General features: G+C 72.5%; 17 protein-coding genes, 1 tRNA gene and 1 pseudogene. 6 read left to right on the top strand and 13 right to left on the bottom strand.

Features of this window, described 5'->3' with window-relative positions; genetic code table 11:
• Positions 1-12: 12 nt before the first annotated feature.
• From ureC to DK427_RS22215, 4 genes are all read right to left on the bottom strand, one after another.
• Positions 13-1740 (bottom strand): urease subunit alpha, encoded by a 1728-nt coding sequence (ureC, locus tag DK427_RS22230; RefSeq protein ID WP_109953280.1) that lies wholly within the window; start codon positions 1738-1740, stop codon positions 13-15.
• Positions 1741-1742: 2 nt separating this feature from the next.
• Positions 1743-2363 carry an urease subunit gamma gene (locus tag DK427_RS22225; protein ID WP_109953279.1) on the bottom strand — a complete coding sequence of 207 codons (621 nt, stop codon included), beginning with the start codon at positions 2361-2363 and terminating at the stop codon, positions 1743-1745.
• Between the two features lie 193 nt (positions 2364-2556).
• Positions 2557-2632 (bottom strand) — tRNA-Asn (locus DK427_RS22220).
• A gap of 258 nt (positions 2633-2890) precedes the next feature.
• Positions 2891-3187, bottom strand: coding sequence for a hypothetical protein (locus DK427_RS22215; RefSeq protein WP_162559874.1), 297 nt, complete (start codon positions 3185-3187; stop codon positions 2891-2893).
• A gap of 148 nt (positions 3188-3335) precedes the next feature.
• On the opposite strand from DK427_RS22215, the gene DK427_RS22210 reads away from it, so the two are divergent.
• Both DK427_RS22210 and DK427_RS22205 read left to right on the top strand, forming a co-directional pair.
• Positions 3336-3638 (top strand): hypothetical protein, encoded by a 303-nt coding sequence (locus tag DK427_RS22210; protein ID WP_109953277.1) that lies wholly within the window; start codon positions 3336-3338, stop codon positions 3636-3638.
• Positions 3639-3847: 209 nt separating this feature from the next.
• The gene (locus DK427_RS22205; protein ID WP_109953276.1) at positions 3848-4186 is read left to right on the top strand and encodes a hypothetical protein; all 339 of its coding nucleotides are present in this window, start codon (positions 3848-3850) and stop codon (positions 4184-4186) included.
• A gap of 5 nt (positions 4187-4191) precedes the next feature.
• Here the strand turns inward: DK427_RS22205 and DK427_RS26525 are convergent, their stop codons facing one another.
• Positions 4192-4362, bottom strand: a complete 171-nt coding sequence (locus tag DK427_RS26525; RefSeq protein ID WP_162559873.1) for a hypothetical protein — start codon at positions 4360-4362, stop codon at positions 4192-4194.
• 604 nt (positions 4363-4966) lie between these two features.
• Between DK427_RS26525 and DK427_RS27250 the strand changes: the two are divergent.
• Positions 4967-5374 (top strand): annotated as a pseudogene (locus DK427_RS27250) (sigma-70 family RNA polymerase sigma factor); the annotation flags it as partial.
• Between the two features lie 24 nt (positions 5375-5398).
• Here DK427_RS27250 and DK427_RS27245 read toward each other — a convergent pair.
• The 3 genes from DK427_RS27245 to DK427_RS22180 are packed head-to-tail and all read right to left on the bottom strand — an operon-like array spanning position 5399 to position 9339.
• The gene (locus DK427_RS27245; protein WP_109953274.1) at positions 5399-6877 is read right to left on the bottom strand and encodes an MATE family efflux transporter; all 1479 of its coding nucleotides are present in this window, start codon (positions 6875-6877) and stop codon (positions 5399-5401) included.
• Positions 6874-8208: a lysine N(6)-hydroxylase/L-ornithine N(5)-oxygenase family protein gene (locus tag DK427_RS22185; RefSeq protein ID WP_109953273.1), complete on the bottom strand. Its 1335-nt coding sequence runs from the start codon at positions 8206-8208 to the stop codon at positions 6874-6876. Before DK427_RS22185 ends, DK427_RS27245 begins: the two co-directional genes overlap by 4 nt.
• Positions 8209-8259: 51 nt before the next feature.
• Complete coding sequence (locus DK427_RS22180) at positions 8260-9339, bottom strand: GNAT family N-acetyltransferase (protein ID WP_245930673.1); 1080 nt, start codon at positions 9337-9339, stop codon at positions 8260-8262.
• A 78-nt stretch (positions 9340-9417) separates the two neighbouring features.
• Between DK427_RS22180 and DK427_RS22175 the strand changes: the two genes are divergently transcribed.
• From DK427_RS22175 to DK427_RS22165, 3 genes are all read left to right on the top strand, one after another.
• Positions 9418-12246 (top strand): amino acid adenylation domain-containing protein, encoded by a 2829-nt coding sequence (locus tag DK427_RS22175; protein ID WP_245930672.1) that lies wholly within the window; start codon positions 9418-9420, stop codon positions 12244-12246.
• Positions 12243-13013: a GNAT family N-acetyltransferase gene (locus DK427_RS22170; RefSeq protein ID WP_109953270.1), complete on the top strand. Its 771-nt coding sequence runs from the start codon at positions 12243-12245 to the stop codon at positions 13011-13013. The genes DK427_RS22175 and DK427_RS22170 overlap by 4 nt, the downstream gene beginning before the upstream one ends.
• A 345-nt stretch (positions 13014-13358) precedes the next feature.
• On the top strand, positions 13359-15002 hold the full coding sequence (locus DK427_RS22165) for a porin (RefSeq protein WP_109953269.1): 1644 nt from the start codon (positions 13359-13361) through the stop codon (positions 15000-15002).
• A 245-nt stretch (positions 15003-15247) separates the two neighbouring features.
• Here the strand turns inward: DK427_RS22165 and DK427_RS22160 are convergent, their stop codons facing one another.
• The 5 genes from DK427_RS22160 to DK427_RS22140 all read right to left on the bottom strand — a co-directional run bounded on the left by DK427_RS22160 (position 15248) and on the right by DK427_RS22140 (position 17667).
• Positions 15248-15553, bottom strand: coding sequence for a hypothetical protein (locus DK427_RS22160; protein WP_109953268.1), 306 nt, complete (start codon positions 15551-15553; stop codon positions 15248-15250).
• Between the two features lie 115 nt (positions 15554-15668).
• Positions 15669-16556, bottom strand: a complete 888-nt coding sequence (locus DK427_RS22155; RefSeq protein ID WP_109953267.1) for a cation diffusion facilitator family transporter — start codon at positions 16554-16556, stop codon at positions 15669-15671.
• A 77-nt stretch (positions 16557-16633) separates the two neighbouring features.
• Positions 16634-17152, bottom strand: a complete 519-nt coding sequence (locus DK427_RS22150) for a GrpB family protein (protein WP_109953266.1) — start codon at positions 17150-17152, stop codon at positions 16634-16636.
• Positions 17142-17408 (bottom strand): hypothetical protein, encoded by a 267-nt coding sequence (locus DK427_RS22145; RefSeq protein ID WP_109953265.1) that lies wholly within the window; start codon positions 17406-17408, stop codon positions 17142-17144. The genes DK427_RS22150 and DK427_RS22145 overlap by 11 nt, the downstream gene beginning before the upstream one ends.
• 10 nt (positions 17409-17418) lie before the next feature.
• Positions 17419-17667, bottom strand: a complete 249-nt coding sequence (locus DK427_RS22140; RefSeq protein ID WP_109953264.1) for a hypothetical protein — start codon at positions 17665-17667, stop codon at positions 17419-17421.
• Between the last annotated feature and the right edge of the window lie 96 nt (positions 17668-17763).

Genomic DNA, 17763 nt, shown 5'->3' with positions numbered 1-17763 from the left:
ATGCGGGGGAACTCAGAACAGGAAGTAGCGCTGGGCCATCGGCAGCACCTCGGCGGGCTCGCAGACCAGCAACTCGCCGTCGGCGCGCACGTCGTAGGTCTCGGGATCGACCTCGATCACGGGCGTGGCGTCGTTCAGCACCATGCTCTTCTTCGAGATGCCGCCGCGCACGTTCTCGACCGCGACAAGCTCCTTCTGGACGCCCAGGCGCTCGCGCACCCCGTCCTCCATCGCCGCCCGGGACACGAAGGTGAGGGCAGTGGAATAGGGCGTGCGGCCGTAGGCGCCGAACATCGGGCGGTAGTGGACAGGCTGCGGCGTCGGGATCGAGGCGTTCGGGTCGCCCATCGGAGCGGCCGCGATGCTGCCGCCCTTCAGCACGAGGTCGGGCTTCACCCCGAAGAAGGCCGGGGTCCAGAGAACGAGGTCGGCGAGCTTGCCGGGCTCGACCGAACCGATGTGCCGCGAGACGCCGTGCGCGATCGCCGGGTTGATCGTGTACTTGGCCACGTAGCGCCGCGCCCGCAGGTTGTCGGTACCCGACGCGTCGCCGGGAAGCGCCCCGCGCTGCCGCTTCATCTTGTCGGCGGTCTGCCAGGTGCGGATGATCACCTCGCCGACCCGGCCCATCGCCTGGCTGTCGGAGGACATCATCGAGAGCGCGCCGATATCGTGCAGGATGTCCTCGGCCGCGATGGTCTCGCGCCGGATCCGGCTCTCGGCGAAGGCGAGGTCCTCAGGAATCGCCGGGTCGAGGTGGTGGCACACCATCAGCATGTCGAGATGCTCGTCGATGGTGTTCTTTGTGTACGGGCGTGTCGGATTTGTAGACGAGGGCAAGACGTTCGGCAGGCCGGCGACCTTGATGATGTCCGGCGCGTGACCGCCGCCCGCGCCCTCGGTGTGGAAGGCGTGGATGGTGCGGCCGCGGAAGGCCGCGATCGTGTCCTCGACGAAGCCCGACTCGTTCAGCGTGTCGGTGTGGATCATCACCTGCACGTCGTGCTGGTCGGCGACCGTGAGGCAATTGTCGATGGCGGCGGGCGTCGTGCCCCAGTCCTCGTGCAGCTTCATCGCGCAGGCGCCCGCGCGGATCATCTCGATCAGGCTTTCGGGCCGCGCCGCGTTGCCCTTGCCGGCGAAGGCGAGGTTCATCGGGAAGGCGTCGGCCGCCTCGATCATCCGGGCGATGTGCCAGGGGCCGGGCGTGCAGGTGGTGGCGAAGGTGCCGTGCGCGGGCCCCGTGCCGCCACCGAGCATGGTGGTGACGCCCGAGCAGAGCGCCTCCTCGATCTGCTGCGGGCAGATGAAGTGGATGTGGCTGTCGAAGCCGCCGGCCGTGAGGATCTTGCCCTCGCCCGCGATCACTTCGGTGCCGGGCCCGACCACGATGTCGACGCCCGGCTGCACGTCCGGGTTGCCGGCCTTGCCGAGCTTCGCGATGCGCCCCCGCACGATGCCGACGTCGCACTTCACGATGCCCCAGTGGTCGAGCACCACCGCGTTGGTGATCACCGTGTCGACGGCGCCCCCCGCGTTCGTGACCTGGGACTGGCCCATGCCGTCGCGGATGACCTTGCCGCCGCCGAACTTCACCTCCTCGCCGTAGGTGGTGAAGTCGCGCTCGACCGTGATCTCGAGGCTGGTGTCGGCGAGCCGGATGCGGTCGCCCACGGTCGGGCCGAACATCGCCGCGTAGGCGCCGCGGGGCAGGGCGGCGGGCTTCGGGGTGCGGGTCATGATCAGAGCTTCCCCATCACGTCGCCGCGGAAGCCGTAGACGGTGCGCCCGCCCGACAGCGGCACCAGCGCGACCTCCCGCGTCGCGCCCGGCTCGAAGCGCACGGCCGTACCTGGCGCAATGTCGAGGCGCTTGCCGCGGGCCTCCTCGCGCTCGAAGACGAGACCCGGATTGACCTCGTAGAAATGGTAGTGCGAGCCGACCTGAATCGGCCGGTCACCGGTATTGGCCACCGTGATCACGGTGCGCTCGGCGCCCGCGTTGAACACGATCTCGCCGGGCAGCACCGTCACGGTGCCGGGCACGTCGGCGGAGGGCAGGCCGCGGATCGGGTGGTGCACGGTCACGAGCTTCGTCCCGTCGGGAAACGTCGCCTCGACCTGAATGTCGTGGATCATCTCGGCCACGCCCTCCATCACCTGCGAGGCGTCGAGCACGGTCGCACCCGCCTGCATCAGATCGGAGACGGAGCGGCCGTCGCGGGCACCCTCGACCACGAAGTCGGTGATCAGCGCGACCGCCTCCGGGTGATTGAGCTTCACGCCCCGGGCGAGGCGATTGCGCGCCACCTGCGCCGCCATGGCGACGAGGAGCTTGTCCTTCTCGCGGGGGGTGAGGAGCACGGCTGGGGACCTCGCATCTTGGCCGGGATCAATGGCCGGGAGCAAGGATCATGCGCGCGCGGCGGTCAAGCCCGACCCGCATCCGTCGCCGGAGTCCGCGAGCCCAAATGCAGCAATCGCTCGGTCGTAACCGGTCCTCCCATACGGATGTGCCGATCCGTGCAGGGAAGACGTTGGGATATGTCAGAAGAACTGGCTCCCCGAGCAGGACTCGAACCTGCGACAAGGCGATTAACAGTCGCCTGCTCTACCAACTGAGCTATCGGGGATCAGTGAGGCTGGGCTCTAGGCCATCCCGGGACCGGGGTCAACCAGGATGTGCGCCCGACCTCAGGGACGCGCCGTCCGGTAGAAGGCGTAGGCCGCGAAGGTCAGGGCGGACAGGCCGAACACCAGCAGCTCTTCGGGCATCGGGACGCTCCCTCGGCGAAACCTTGACGGTTCGTTAATGCCCGAGCCCGCCACGCGTTCCGCAATCGGGCCCTTCACGGACCTGTGCTGCCGACGGAGGACAGTACGACGCGGTCTTACCGCATACCGAAGCCGCCACTGCCGAGCGGCGAGTTCGCCTCGGCGCCGCGACGGCCGAGTTCCTCCTCAGACAGGGCCGGGCCGGACTGCCGGATCGTTCCCGCGGGCACGAGCGGCTCGACCAGGCCTCCGGAGGTCAGCCTGTCGGGGCAGATCTGCGCGCAGATCGGCTCGATCTCCCCGCGCGAGGAGCAGGCGGCCACCGCCCGGCCGGCGATGCAGGCGCAGCGGCAGGTCGCGTCGGCCGCGGTGGATGCCAGCACCAGCATGCTGACCAGAACGATCCCTCTCAACGCCCGCGCTCCCGGCCTCTCATCCGGGCGCATCCTAACCCCCACGGCCTTCGCGGCATAGCACCGGCGACCGGACGGATCGCCCTCAACCTTTTGTTAACCGCGCCCGCCGAGGGTCCGCCGGCCCGGACCGGAGAGGAGCCTGCCGATGCGGCCATCCCGAGCGAACGGCGGTGCCAGCCAGAACGCCGCCACCCGCACCGGCCCGCACACCGACGACGGGCCAGCCAGGATCCTGACGGGGGACGCGACCGTGCCCTGCCGGCTGCGGCCGGAGGGCCGCGCGGCGCGCCTGTCGCTGCCGAGTGCCGCGGGCATCCCGGAGTTCTTCGTACTCTCGGACGAGGCAAGCGGCGACGAGCGGCTCGCCCGGGTCATCTGCCGCAAGCAGGGGGCGGATGGCGCGCTGCTCTGGGTGGATTTCCTGGGTCCGGCCCGACTCGCGGCGTAATGAATAATCCGCAACATCCGCCGGACTTCGTCACTCCCTCGTAAATATTTGTGAACGCGCCGGCGCGCCAGATCTGGCACAGCATCTCCCGAGCCGACAAACAGGGAGGATGACCGATGCGAACGGTCAAGCTGCGACCGGAACCGGCAATCGCGCACCTGTGGGATGCGCCGCCGAAAGGTGCGCCCGCTGGGATCGCGTCCGGCCCGATGGCCCTCGGCGTTCACCCCTGGATCGCCTTCCTGCTCGAACCCTGGCTCGCGGCGATCGAGCAGGCTGGTCCGGGCACCACGCACTGGCTCCAGGAGACGAGCGCGGCGATGAGCGCCTGCCTCGCCGAGTGGGTCGATCCGACCCCGGGAATCGACCGGGCGCTGGATGGCGCCCGCGCCGCCTCGGACCTGCTGGTCGCCTCCATCAACCGGGCCGGCTGGGCGAACGCGGAAGCCCAGCGCCAAATCGCGCGCGCGGCGATGGGCGCGCTGATCGAAGCGCTGGCCCGGGCCGAGGCCAGCGAGAGCAAGTCGGAGATCGGCCTCGGCTTCTGAACCGGTCAGGCGGAACGGTCCGGATCGTCCCGCGCGGGCGGGGCGGTGTTCGCGCGCTTCGGCGCGGCGCCGTCACGGACCAAGGGCGCAGGCCCCGGCGGCAGCACGACCTCGCGGAACTTGGGCCTGATCCGCACGGCGAAGGCAGGGATCGTCGGTTTGGTCGTGCCCGTCATCGCAGCTCCGGGCGGCTAGCGCGGCCCATCGGCGTTGCCGGCATGCGGGGGCCGGCCTTCGCCGAAGGGCGTCGGAGCATCCCGTTCCCATTCGGGGGAGGGGATGCCCGCGCAGCTTACGACGACTTGGCCAGGAATCAGGCCAGGATCGCCGCCTGAGTCGGCGTCGCCCTATCCGATGCCATCCCGATGACGTTGCCTTCGCCGCTCCTATCCGGCGCCGCGGCATCCGCCAGGACGCGCTCGCATGACTCGGCAGGGCCCTCGGGCTGACGATCCGTGTCGCTCGGAAGCGGGGGCCAGATCGGTCGATCGGGGAACACGGGCTTGGGCATCGTGCGGCTCCTCTCGCAAATCCTGAATTCGGCACCTCTTGGAATATGGCATGCCAAGCGGTTTTCAAGGTTTTCCCGCTGCGCGTCCGCCACGCTCCACTGCGATCCGCTACAGGCTGTAATACTTACAATGTACAGCCCAAACATTGCCTCTCGCCGGCCGAAGCCTAGCCTCCTGTCCGTTTCCGGGTGAACGGACAGGAGCGATATTGGAACAGCCATTTAGTATTCCGGATACAATACCGCGGAATCGTCGCACGGGGTGGCCGGTGGCCGGCGCGGCCTGGTCCCTCGCACATCTGGATCGCCATCGGGCCGGCTACGTCGCCTGCGCCCGGCAGATCCTGCGCTGCGCGGCGCTCGCCGAGGACGTGGTGCAGGACGTGCTGCTGCGGCTCGCCGCCGAGCCGCCGCCGGTGCCGGCCTCCGCCCAGGCGGCCTATGCGGGGCGGATGGTGCGCAACCTCGCCCTCGACCGCGCGCGGCGCCGGAGCTTCGAGCGGCGGGTCTTCGCCGATCTCGACGGCGCGGCGCGCAGCGCGCCCGACGGCGCGACGCCCGAGTCCGAGGTCGCGGCGCGCGAAGCCCTGCGGCGGGTGGAGGCGGCGCTCGCCGACCTGCCCGAGCCCGCCCGCACGGTGTTCCGGCTGCACCGGTTCGAGGGCGTGCCGCAGAAGGCGGTGGCAGCCCAGATGGGCGTATCACGCGCGCTCGTGTGCGGGCTGGTGCGGCGCGGCCACCTGCACTGCCTCGCGGCTCTCGACGGCTCCTGCGGCGTCTCTCGCGCCTGCCCGGCGCGCCTCACCGCGCCACCAGGCGAGGAGGAGGACGGCACCCAGCGCATCGGCGGTGAATTCGGCGACGATCCGGCTCGCCAGCACGCCGTCGTAGCCGTAGAGACGCGGCAGGATCAGGAGCGGGGGGATCAGGGCGAGTCCCTGCGCCGCGAGCGAGACCGCCGCCGCCCGCCGCGGCGCCCCGACCGCCTGGAACAGGGTCGCGGCGGCGAGTTGCAGCCCGACCGGGCCGAAGGCCAGCGCGAAGGCCGCGGTGGCGCGCGCGCCCTCCGCCCGCGCCGCCGGATCCTCGGCGAAGAGGCCCGCGAGCGGGTCTGAGAACAGGGCCATCAGGCCGGAGGCCGCGACGCCGTAGGCGAGGGCGGCGGCGGTGACGAAGGCGAGCGCGCGGTCGCGCCGGGCGCGCTGCCCGGAGAGAGCCGCCGCCCCGTGCGCGAAGCCGATCACCGCCTGGGCGCCGGCCATCAGGCCGAGCAGCGGCAGGGCTGCGACGAGCACGATGCGCAGGCCGAGCCCCAGCCCCGCGACAGCGGCGGCGCCGTAGGCCGCGCCGGCCTGGACGAACAGCGCCATGGCGAAGGCCGCCAGCAGGCTGGAGAGCGTCGCGGGCGCGGCGAGCCAGAGCATCTCGCGCAGGAGCGGGCCGGCGGCCGGCCCGCAATCGCCGAGCAGGCGGCAGGGCGTGCGGAAGCGGATCCGTGCCGCTCCCCGCTCCCGCCGGAAGTGCCGGAGATAGGCGAGGGCGCCCGCGCCTTGCGCCAGCACGGCGGCCCAGCCGGCCCCCGCGGTACCGAGCCCGAGCACGCGGATCAGCAGCGCGTCGAGCAGGACGTTGAGGCCGAAGCTCCCGACCAGGATGGCGCCGCTGAGGCGCGCCAGCCCCTGCGCCCGCACCACGAAGCCGCCCACGACGATCACCAGCATCAGGCAGGTGCCGAGCGTCGCCAGTGCCGTGTAGGGCGCGGCGGCCTGGGCGAGGCCCGCATCGGCTCCGAGCAGCCCCAGCCAGAAGGCCGGCCGCAGCGCGATGAGTCCGGTGAGCAGCAGCCCGGGCGGCAGGGCGAGCCAGAAGCCGAGGGAGGCGGCGGCGTCCGCGAGAGGGCGGTCGCCCCGCCCGAGCGCCCGCGAGAGTACGGAGGCCGCCGCGATCCCGGCGCCGTAGCCGAGCGCGGCGACGAGCAGCGTCACCGGGTAGGCGATGCCGATCGTGGCGATCGCCGCGGCGCCGAGATCGGCCACGAACCAGCCGTTGGCCAGCATCTGCAGCGCGTGCGCCGAGATGCCGAGGATCGCCGGGCCGGCGAGCCGCAGGACGAGCGGGACGACGGGATCGCGGGCGAGGTCGGCGGGGCGCCCCCCGCCCCGCGGGGCGGACAGCCTCACTCGGCCGCCGGCCGGATCGCGGCGCGGGCCGCCCGCTCCAGATCGAGGATCGTGGCGGCGATCTCGCCGGCCCGGATCGGCAGGATCGAGAGCAGCGTCTCGGTCAGGCCGTGGCTCGCCTCGGCGAAGCCCTGCAGATGCAGGCTGACCCGGGGCTCGGCGGGGGCGAGCGGCAGCCGGTAATGCCGATCCACCGTCTCGCCCTGCATGAAGGGGCGGAGCGGGTCGAGCATGGCCGGAACCGCCGCGCGGGTGTAGCCGGTGGCGCAGATCACGGCATCGTAGACCTCGGCGACCGCCGTGCCGGCGACGTCGTCGCGCAGGGTCGCGGCGAGACCCGCGGGCCCCGGCTCGATCGCCACGACCCGGGTGCTGCGCAGGAGGCGGTAGCGCGTCTCCCCGCTCACCGTCTGCTCGTAGAGCGTCTGGTAGAAGGACTGGATCAGGTCGGCATCGACCACCGCGTAGTTGGTGTCGCGGTGCGCGGCGATCAGCTCAGCCCGCACGGGCTCGGGCGCGTCGTGGACCCGGTCGACGGCGGCCGGGTCGAAGATCTCGTTGACGAAGGGGCTGTCGTCGGCGGGCTTCAGCGCCGGCGCGCGGATCGCGAGATCGATGCAGGCCCGCGGGTAGCGCGCGCCCGCATCGACCGCGATCTCGACCGCGCTCTGCCCGCCGCCCACCACGAGGACGCGCCGCTCCGGCCCGTCCAGGGTGGGTGGGCCCAGGGCCGCGGCGATCCCCGGCAGGTACCACGAGGAGTGGATCAGGCGCCGGTCCCCGCGCAGGCGCCCGAAGGGCTCGGGGATCCAGGGGTCGCCCCCCGCCGCGAGGACGAGGTGGCGGCAGCGGCGCGTGCGCGCCTCGCCCGATGCGGTGCGCCCCGCGACCCGGAAGGCGGCGAGCCGCCCCTCGCGGATCTCCGGCTCCACGGACTCGACGCCCTCCCCGTAGGACACGCTGTCGGCGAAGTGCTCGGCCGCCCAGGCGAGATAGTCGTTGTACTCGACCCGCGAGGGGTTGAACGTCTTCAGGTTGAGGAAGGCTGTGAGCCTTCCCTTCTGATGCAGGTAGTTGAGGAAACTGAACGGGTTCGTCGGGTCGCGAAGCGACACGAGGTCCTTGACGAAGCTGATCTGCATGTCGGCGCCGGGCAGCATCATCGCCCGGTGCCAGCCGAAGCTCGCCTGCCGCTCGAGGAAGCGCGCGGATGGCCGGACCGGGCCGTGCCGCGCCTCGCCCTCCAGCGCGATCGCCAGGGCGAGGTTGGAGGGGCCGAAGCCGATGCCGAGGATGTCGTCGGTGGGGGGCTGGTCCGTCGTCGCTGTCATCGCGGGACAATCCCTCTGAGGGCGCGCTCGGGGTTCGGGGTCGGGGCAGCGTCAGCCCGGAACGTCCGGCGGGCGCGGGCGGGCGTCGGGTGCGGCGGCGCCCGGCACCCAGAGGCGGTCGCGCACGAAGCGCTCGCGGGTGAGGGCGACCAGCACCGCGCGCTTGTGCGGGAAATCGATCGTGGCGAGCGGACCGAAGCCGGAACCCGCGAGATTGCGCAATTGCTGCGCGTGGTCGGCCCGCGGCTCGCCGACGATGCGCCACGTGCGCGGCTCGTCGAGGAAGAGGTAGTGCATCAGGGAGGGCAGCCAGGCCGAGAGATGGGCCCGGCCCCGCACCGCGGCCTCGCCGATCGCCACGTGCCAGCCGCGGTCGTAGGGCTCGGATTCGTAATGCGCCCCGAGGCGGCTCTCGCGGGCCCAGTACAGCTCGAAATAGCCGAAGGGCTCCCCGTCGAGGCAGCCGAACAGCGGCAGCTGGTGCGGGTCCGCCCGCAGGCGGTCGATATAGGCCCGGTGCTCGGCGAGGCTCCCGGTCTCGGCCCAGACCTCGGCGACGCGGGGATCGTTCATCCAGCGCGAGAACAGGGCGGCGTCGCCGGGCTCGCCCAGGGTGCGGAAGCTCAGGGTGCGGCCGAGCCAGGGGATGCGGCGCGCGTAGACCGTGCCCTCGGGGGGCGCCGGCCGCAGCGGGTGGCGGCGTCCCTCGGTCAGCGTCTGCACCTCCGGGAAGGGCGGGCGCGCCTCGGGCAACCAGCGGGCGGCGCATTGCCAGAGGAGGCCCGGCAGGATCTCGACGCCCTCTGTGTGGCGCCGCGCCGCGCCGAGGGCGACGAGGCGCCGGCCCACGCCGTCCGCTGCCTCGACCCCGATGCGGCGCACGGCCGTATCCTCCGCCGTCAGCGCCTCGGCACGGGCGAGCACGGCCTCGGCGGCGCCGTGCTCGGGCCCGTCCGCGACGCGGATCACCGGCCCGTCGGCCGGGCCCTCGACCGCCAGCCGGACCTCCGCCCCACGCTCCGCACGCACGCTCTCCAAACCGTCCTCCTGCTCCGGCGCCGCCGACGGGGCGGCCACCTCCATGACGATCGGGGCGCGGCGCGGTTCAGGGCCGGCGATAACGTTTCCCATCACGTTTCCCTTGGCACGGGTGAACCGGCGCCCCGCTCGTCCGTCATGAGGGGCGTGAGCGACGCGGAGGCACAAAGCATGGCGGATGACGCGGAGGAGTGGACCGAGCACCCCCTCGTGGTGGCGGGCGACGCGGCCGGCCACGCGGCCTTCTGGCCTGCCGCCCGGCCGCTGCCTGAGGGCTGGGGCGCGCTCCACGGCCCCTGCGACCGGGCGGCGGCCCGCGCATGGGTCGCGGAACCGGGCCGCCTGCCCGCCTCTCCGGCCGCACGTCCGGGCTGGGGCGAGGCCGAGAGCGTGCCGGCTCGCCTCGCGCGCCTCGCCGCTGCGGCGCCGGAGCGGCCCGCGATCCTGTTCGGCACTGAGACCGTCACGCGCGGCGATCTCGACGCCCGCGCCCGGGCCATCGTCGGGGGCCTGATCGCGCGGGGTGTCGAGCCCGGTGCCCGCGTCGCCGTGGCGCTGGAGCGGAGCCCGCTCGCGGTCGCGGCCTATCTCGGCGTCCTGCGAGCGGGCGCGGCCTACCTGCCGCTCGACCCGGCCTACCCGGCGGCCCGCATCACCATGATGCTCGACGATGCCGGCATCAGGCACTGCCTGACCGTGCCGGACCTCGAGGGACGCCTGGAGCTCCCCTCCGGGATCGCGTGCCACGATGCGGGAGCTTTCGTCCGGGAGGCCGGGGAGGGCGGCGCGCTGCCCGAGTCGGCGCCAGACGACCCCGCCTACCTGATCTACACCTCGGGCTCGACCGGCCGGCCGAAGGGCGTTCTGGTCGAGCACGGTCCGCTGGCCGCCCATTGCCGCGCCACGGCCGCGGCCTACGAGATGGACGAGGGCTCGCGCGAGCTGCACGTCCTCTCCTTCGCCTTCGACGGCGCCCACGAGCGCTGGATGACGCCGCTCACGGCCGGCGGCTGCATCGCGCTGCGCGGGCCGGACCTGTGGACGGCCGCCGACACGCTCGCGGCGATCCGGCGCCACCGCGTCACCCATGCGGGCCTGCCGACGAGCTTCATCGGCCAGCTCGCCGAGTGGGCCGCGACGATCGGCGAGGCGCCCCCGGTCGCGGTCTACTCCTTCGGCGGCGAGGCGATGAGCCGCGAGACCTTCGGCCGGGTCGGCCGGGCCCTGAAGCCGCGCCTGATGATCAACGGCTACGGGCCGACCGAATGCGTGATCTCGCCCCTCGTCTGGAAGGTCGCCCCCAGGACGGATTTCGCCGAGCCCTACGCCCCAATCGGCCGCCCGGTCGGCGACCGCCGCGCCTACGTGCTCGGGCCGGACCTCGAGCCGGTGCCCGAGGGCGAGACCGGCGAGCTCTACATCGGCGGCCTGCTCGCCCGGGGCTATCTCGACCGCCCGGCCGAGACCGCGGAGCGCTTCCTGCCCGACCCGTTCCGGCCCGGAGGCGGCCGCATGTACCGGACCGGCGACCGCGTCCGGCAGCGGGCGGACGGTACCCTGTCCTACGCAGGCCGGACGGACGATCAGGTGAAGATCCGCGGCCACCGCGTCGAGATCGGCGAGGTGGAGGCGGCCTTGCGCGGGCTCGATACGGTCGGGGAAGCGGTCGTGGTCGTTCGCGAGGCTGCGGGGGCAGCGCGGCTTGCCGCCTACGTGACGCCGGCCCGGGGCCGCCGGCCGGAAGCCGGGCGCCTGCGTGCCGAACTCGCCCGCTGCCTGCCCGACGCGATGATCCCGGCGAGCCTCACCGTGCTGCCGCGCCTGCCCGTCGGCGCTAACGGCAAGATCGACCGGCTTGCCCTGCCGGACCCGGCCGAGGCCGGCACGGGCCGCCGGCCGGGCAGCGCCACCGAGCGGCGGCTCGCCGCGATCTGGTCGGAGGTGCTGGGCTACCCGGTCGAGGCCGTCGACTGTCCGTTCCTGGCGCTCGGGGGCGACTCGCTCTCGGCGCTGCGCCTGCTCGGGCGCCTGCGCCTGATCGCGCCGCAGGGCGGGATCGGGGTGGCGGACCTCCTGCGCAACCCGACGATCGCGGAGCTCGCCGCCCGGATCGACGCAGGAGGCGCCGGCGCGGCGGACGGGCTCGCCCCCATGGTTCGGCTCGCGCCCGGGCGTCCGGGTTCGGCGCGGCCGCTCCTCGTCCTGTTCCCGGGCCTCCTCGTCAGCACCCGCGAGTACGAGCCCCTCGTCGCGCATCTCGGGCCGGACCAGCCCGCCTACGGCTTCCTCTGCGCCTCACTGGTCGAGGAGGCACGGCCGCTGCCGGCGGTCGCCGAACTGGCAGAGGCCTACGCGGAGCGGGTGCGGGCGCTGATGCGGGACCACGCGGCCTGCGTCTTCCTCGGCTGGTCCTGGGGCGGGGTCCTGGCCTACGAGACCGCGCGCCGTCTCGGGCCGGACTTCCCGCTCGACTACGTCGGCATGCTCGACGCCTGCGGCCTGGAGGCGAACTTCGCCCCCGGGGCGGGCCGGCCGATCGCGCCCTCCGAGCGGGACGCCCTGGACGCGATGGTGGAGACCTGGCTCGCCCGCTCGCCAATGCGCGCGCAGTGGGAGGCCTTGCGCGCCCGCATGGACCCGGAGGCCGCCGTGCAATTCGCGCGCTTTCTTGCCACCGAGCCGCAGCCACTCCCCGTCGACGGGCCGGCGGTCGGCAGCCGCGAGCGCATCCTGTGGACGCTGGTGGACCACGCGCTGCAGTTCCGCACGCTCGTGCTCGAACCCGGCGGGGTCCCGATCCGCTCCTTCGAGGCAAGCGATTCGCGGGCGCGGCATCTGCCGATCATCGACTGGCGCCCGCTCACCCCGAATCTTCTCTCGGTCGAGGTGATCCAGGAGACCGACCATCTCGACATCGTGCTGAGCCCGGTCCTGCACGACCGGATCGCCGCCCTGACGGCCCCGGCGGCGCGGACTGCCCGCGCGGCGGGGGCCGCGTGAGCGCGCCCGATTTCGAACGGCTGCGCGACGCCCATATCGATGCGCTGAGCGGCGGCTTGCTGGACGGGGTCGAGACCGGTCCGGACGGAACCTGCTATGCCTGGTCGCGGACGATTCCCGATCCGACCCTCAACTTCGCCTTCGGGGTGTCCAAGCCGGCCCAGTTCGCCTGGGCCGGAGCGGTCGCGCTGGGGCGCGGGCGCGACCCCGCCTTCCTGGCCCGGGACGCGGCGGAGGCGGCCGCCCTGCGGCGCCTGTTCGAACCCGCCGCCGTCTATCCGGCGAGTTGGATGGTGGCGCGCGCCCGCGCGACGCCCCAGCTGCCGGCGCCGCTGCAGGTCGCGGAGCATGTCGGCGCCCGTCCTCCGCCGGCCTTCGAGACGGTGTTCCTGCACCTCTCCGACGACGAACCCGTGCGCGCCCACCTGCGCCGTCACTACCTTCCGGCCTTGCGCGCGGCCCGGGCCCGGGCGGGAGTCGCCGCACTCCACCTCGTGCTGGAGGACGGGACCGGGCCGGCGGCGTGCGCGAGTCTCTACCTGCGCGGGGGGCTCGCGGGCCTCTACAATGTCAGCACCCGGGCGGACCGCCAGCGGCGGGGGCTGGGCGCTCGGATCACCGCGGCGGCGCTGGCCGCCGCCCACCGGCACGGCGCGCGCGAGGTCTTCCTGCAATGTCCGGCCGGCGGCCCGGTCGAGCGGCTCTACGCCCGTGCCGGGTTCGAGACCCGCTGCGCGCCGATCTTGATCTGCACAAGCCGGCCCTGAGAAAGATCCCCTGCGCGAGCGCGCAGGACGGGAGCGGCGGCGGTCGCGCGCGGACCGATAAGGAACATAGTCCAGGCCGATGGGGCGCAACCCATTGCCGCCTATAGGCTTCGTCAAATGTTGCCGAGTCGCAACATGGTGGGGGAACCGCCCACCGGAGCGGGAATCCACGTTGCCCGGGACACTCCCTTCGCACAGAGTGGAATCGCATCAAGGGTTTCGCGAAAGCGAGCCCGCACGAGCCTGCCGGAGATGCAGGCCGAACAAGACAAACGACCCGAGGGCGGCGACAGAAGCCGCCGCCCATCGGGTTCCTCTCGGGTCTCGAAGCTTTTGGAGATATCGATGAAGCTCTTGAAGAGCTCCCTGCTCGGCTCGGCCGCGGCCCTCGCCGCTGTCACCGGCACCCAGGCCGCCGATCTTCCGGTGAAGAAGGCCGCCCCGATCGAGTACGTGCGCGTCTGCTCGACCTACGGCGCCGGCTTCTTCTACATTCCCGGCACCGACACCTGCCTGCGTCTCTCGGGCCGCGCCCGCTTCGAGTACGGCTATCAGGCCCCGCTCGCCCGCAGCCAGGGCAACGGTGACTACAGCGGCTATCGTGGCCTGGCCCGCATCAACCTCGATGCCCGCACCCAGACCGCCTACGGCACCCTGCGCGCCTTCGTCCGCCTCGAGGCGGCGAGCCGCACCGGCTTCCCGACCATGCACTCGGGCACCCAGAACCGCATCGCCAACGCCTTCCCGGCGCTCGGCGTCGACGGGTTCGGCCGCGTGCAGCAGTACTTCAACACCGACAAGGCCTTCGTGCAGTTCGCCGGCTTCACCGCCGGTCGCGCGTCCTCGTTCTTCGACTTCTACGCCCACGACTTCGAGATCCAGGCCGGCACGCTCGGCTCGGACGTCGCCTCGACGAACCTCGCGGCCTACACCGCCACGCTCGGCAACGGCTTCTCGGCCACGGTCTCGATGGAAGACCCGAGCTTCCGCCGCACGCCGGTCTACTCGCCCGCCAACGTCGCCGCTGCCGCGGCCGTGCTCGGCAACTCCAGCCTGCAGACCTTCGCGGTGACCCAGTCCCCGGCGCCGGTCTTCCTCGGCTTCAACGCCGCTGGGCTGCCGGTCGGCCTCGGCTTCGAGGACACGATCCAGCGCAACCGCATGCCCGACTTTGTCGGCGTGCTGCGCTACGACCAGCCCTGGGGCTCGGCCCAGATCTCGGGCGCCGTGCACGAGATCAACGTCGGCACCATCAACTCCGCCGCCGCCCAGATCATCGGCACGAACCCCGGCACGCTCGGCCGCACGTCTTCCGAGTACGGCTGGGCCGTCCAGGGCGGTCTGAAGATCAACCTGCCCTTCATCGCCCCGGGCGACACCCTGTACCTGCAGGGCGCGTACGGCGAGGGCGCCGGCATGTACACCGGCGTCTCGGCCTGGGCCGGCTCCTACATCCAGTCGGCTACCTCGCTCCAGGGCGCGCCGTTCCAGCAGTTCTTCAGCGACGCGGTGCTCAACCCGCTCAACAACCGGCTCGAGCTGACGCAGACCTTCTCGGTCGTCGCCTCGTTCCTGCACTACTGGAACCCGACCCTCCGCTCGGCCCTGTTCGGCTCGTACGGTGAGGTCGCCTTCGCCCCCGGCGCCCGCGCCGCTCAGGCCTCCTACAACGGTCTCGCCATCGCCGGCCTGACCAACATCGGCGCCTTCAACTCGAGCTACTACAACCTGAACCAGATCCTGCGCGACACCTACGCCTTCAACGTGGGTGGCAGCCTGATCTGGTCGCCGGTGAAGGACCTCGATATCGGTGTCGAGGGCGTCTACCAGAACTACGGCGTGCAGAGCGGCCGCGTGATCGACGCCAACCGCTCGCCCGGCATCACCTCCCAGGCGCTGCTGAACGCCGCGGCCGCCAACGGCACCCTGCGCACCGTCACGAACGCCGACGTGTTCCAGGTCCGTGCCCGCGTCCAGCGCGACTTCTAAGGCTCGCGTCTCACCGTGTGGACGCCTCGGCGTCCACACGGTCTGCGAAAGCTTCCAACTCGAGACGAGCCCGGCCGAAAGGTCGGGCTTTTTCCGTCCTGGATCAGGGACGTGGCGGCCCCGGCGCGGAGGAGCGTCCGTTCGGCACCCAGGGCCGCGCCAGACAGGGCCATCGCCGACGCTCCCGGCTTTCGAGCCCTGCCGGCGGATCTCGGTGCCGCGCCCCGACGCGCGGCACGCTTGTCTCAGTGGCTGCTGCTGCCGTCGCTGCTGCGCTGCATGCAGCGCCAGCCGGCCAGGCAATTCGGCTCGTCGGTCGTCGGCACGTAGACCGGCTCGCTCGTTTCGCCGTTGACGTTGAGGCACGCGCCGCCCTCCGCGTGAACGATGTCGTAGGCGGTCTCGCTCGACGCCACGACGACGTCCCGGCCGCGCGCCACCGCCGTCTTGAGCGCCTGGCAGGAGAGCGCCGGTGCGAGGAGCCGCTCCTGTGCGGCACCCGGACCGGCGAGGAGCGGGAGAAGGCAGGTGGTGAGGACGAGACGGCGCATGATTCGGTTTCTCTGACGGCGATCCCGACCAAGCCGGGGCATCCGGTATCAGCCACACTTCAAGCGCGAATGGAAATCGCGCGCCCGTGACTCCCGTCGCTGCGGGCTCGGTCGCTCAGATCACCGGCAGGCCGAAGCCCTTTGCCTCCTCGCCGGGCTCGACATGAATCGTGACGACGGCGCCGGGCACATCGGCCTCCAGCGCCGCCTCCACGCGGTCGCAGATCGCGTGGGCCTCCCGCACACTCATCTCGCCGGGCACCACGAGGTGGAAATCGATGAACGTCGCCTGACCGGCAGAGCGCGTGCGCACGTCGTGCGCCTCCAGGGCACCCGCACCGTGACGCGAGATCAGGGTACGGATCTCCGTGACCATCTCGGGAGGCGCCGCCCGGTCCATCAGCCCATCGATCGATTCGCGCACCATGGTCCAGCCCGACCAGAGGATGTGCAGCGCCACCAGCCCCGCCACCACGGGATCGAGCACCGGATAACCCGTGGCGAGCACCGCACCGAGGCCGGCCAGCACGCCGACCGAGGTGACGACGTCGGCCAGCACGTGGCGCGCGTCGGCGATCAGGGCGGGCGAGCGCCATGTCCGGCCCCAGCGCAGCAGCGCGACCGCCCAGACCCCGTTGATCACGGTCGCCACCGCGTTGACTGCGAGGCCCATCGCCGGAGCGTCGAGGGGCTTCGGCTCCAGGATGCCGTAATAGGCTTCCCGCAGGATCAGCAGCGCCGCCACGGCGATCAGGATGCCCTCGATCACCGCCGAGAAGAACTCCGCCTTGTGGTGGCCGTAGGGATGCTCGGCATCGGCCGGGCGGCCGGCCACGTGCAGCGCCGCGAAGGCGCCGCAGGCCGCCACCACGTTGATGATGCTCTCCAGCGCGTCCGACCAGAGCGCGAGACTGCCGGTGAGCCACCAGGCCAGGAACTTGAGGCCGGTGACGGCGAGTCCGACGCCGGCGCTCGCGAGCGCGGCCTTCTGGGTGCGGTTCATGCGGCGCGTTCCGGATAGGGTCCGGGGCGCATACGGGAGCCGGCGCCACAACGCCACGGCAAAGGTCTTAGCCTGGGCTAACGCGCGGTCTCGTCCCCGGGCGGATGGCCCAGAACCGCCGCGATGAAGTCGGACTTGGCGGCGCGGTAAGCGGCCATGCAGCGCCCGGCATGGGCGCGCTTCAGCGCATTGTAGCGCACGACGAGTCCGGGCTCGGCGTGGAGCCGGTGGCGGAAGCGCACGAAGACGTCGAGCACCGATCCGAGCACGACGAGCTGGATGCCGAGCGGCGGGTCGGCGGCCTCGTCGATGAAGGCCGCGAAATCGGTCGTCCGGACCGAGCCGGGATTGCCGGCGTAACGCTGTCCCAGCTGCGCCAGGCAGACGGCGAAGCAGCCGGACGGCACTCGGACCGCGATGTCGAGATCGCCTTTTCCGAGGCAGCCTGGCACGGCGGTCGCGCCGACATGCTCGATCTCGGCCTCTGCCGGCAGGCGGGCGCGAAGCTCCGCCCGGACGCGAGCGAACTGGATCCGGGCAGCGCGTGCCGAGAGTTCCGGCTCGGCCAGGCGGAGGATCTCGGGCTCAGCCCCCATCCCGCGTGAGGCCCGTGTCCGCCAAGTCCGATCCGGGGGCCCCCGCGGTCGGCGCGTTGCCGCGCGCGACCTCCCGGGCGCGGCTGCGCTCGGCCTGCGCGCGGGCCTGGGCGGATTTGCGCAGGTAGCGCCGCCGCTGCCAGCCGAACCGCGCCTCCGCCGCCAGCGCATCGAGGCGCGCGGCCTCGCGCTCCCAGTAGCCGATGAGCTGGCCGTCGAGGGTGATCCGGGCTTTGCGTCCGGAGGGCGTCGCCATGGGCGCCTCCTCAGTCTTTCGGAGCCGGCGGCTCGGCGGTCTCCGAGACCAGCATGGCATCCGGATCGTTGCGAAAGCTGCCGGCGCCGGCATCGGGCACCGGCACGGCCGGCGTGCCGTAGGGCTCGCTCGGATAGGCCTGCAGGAACTTCGCCCGTGCCTCGTCCGCGTCAGCGGCTTTCAGCACCAGGTCGGGTTCGCCCGGCAGCGGCCAGCGCGGATCGGCCGGATCGCGCGGGCGCAGAGAGAACCAGGGCATGAGCGTCCTCCCGTCGTGCTGGGCCCTGCGGACAGGACCATCGCCGCAACCCGAACCGCCCCGCTGCGGTTCCGCCGCGCGGGTCGGGGAAATTGA

The organism is Methylobacterium radiodurans, assembly GCF_003173735.1.
Classification (GTDB): domain Bacteria; phylum Pseudomonadota; class Alphaproteobacteria; order Rhizobiales; family Beijerinckiaceae; genus Methylobacterium; species Methylobacterium radiodurans.
The sequence above is the reverse complement of the archived record's forward strand: the minus strand, read 5'-3'. Positions and strand labels throughout refer to the sequence as shown.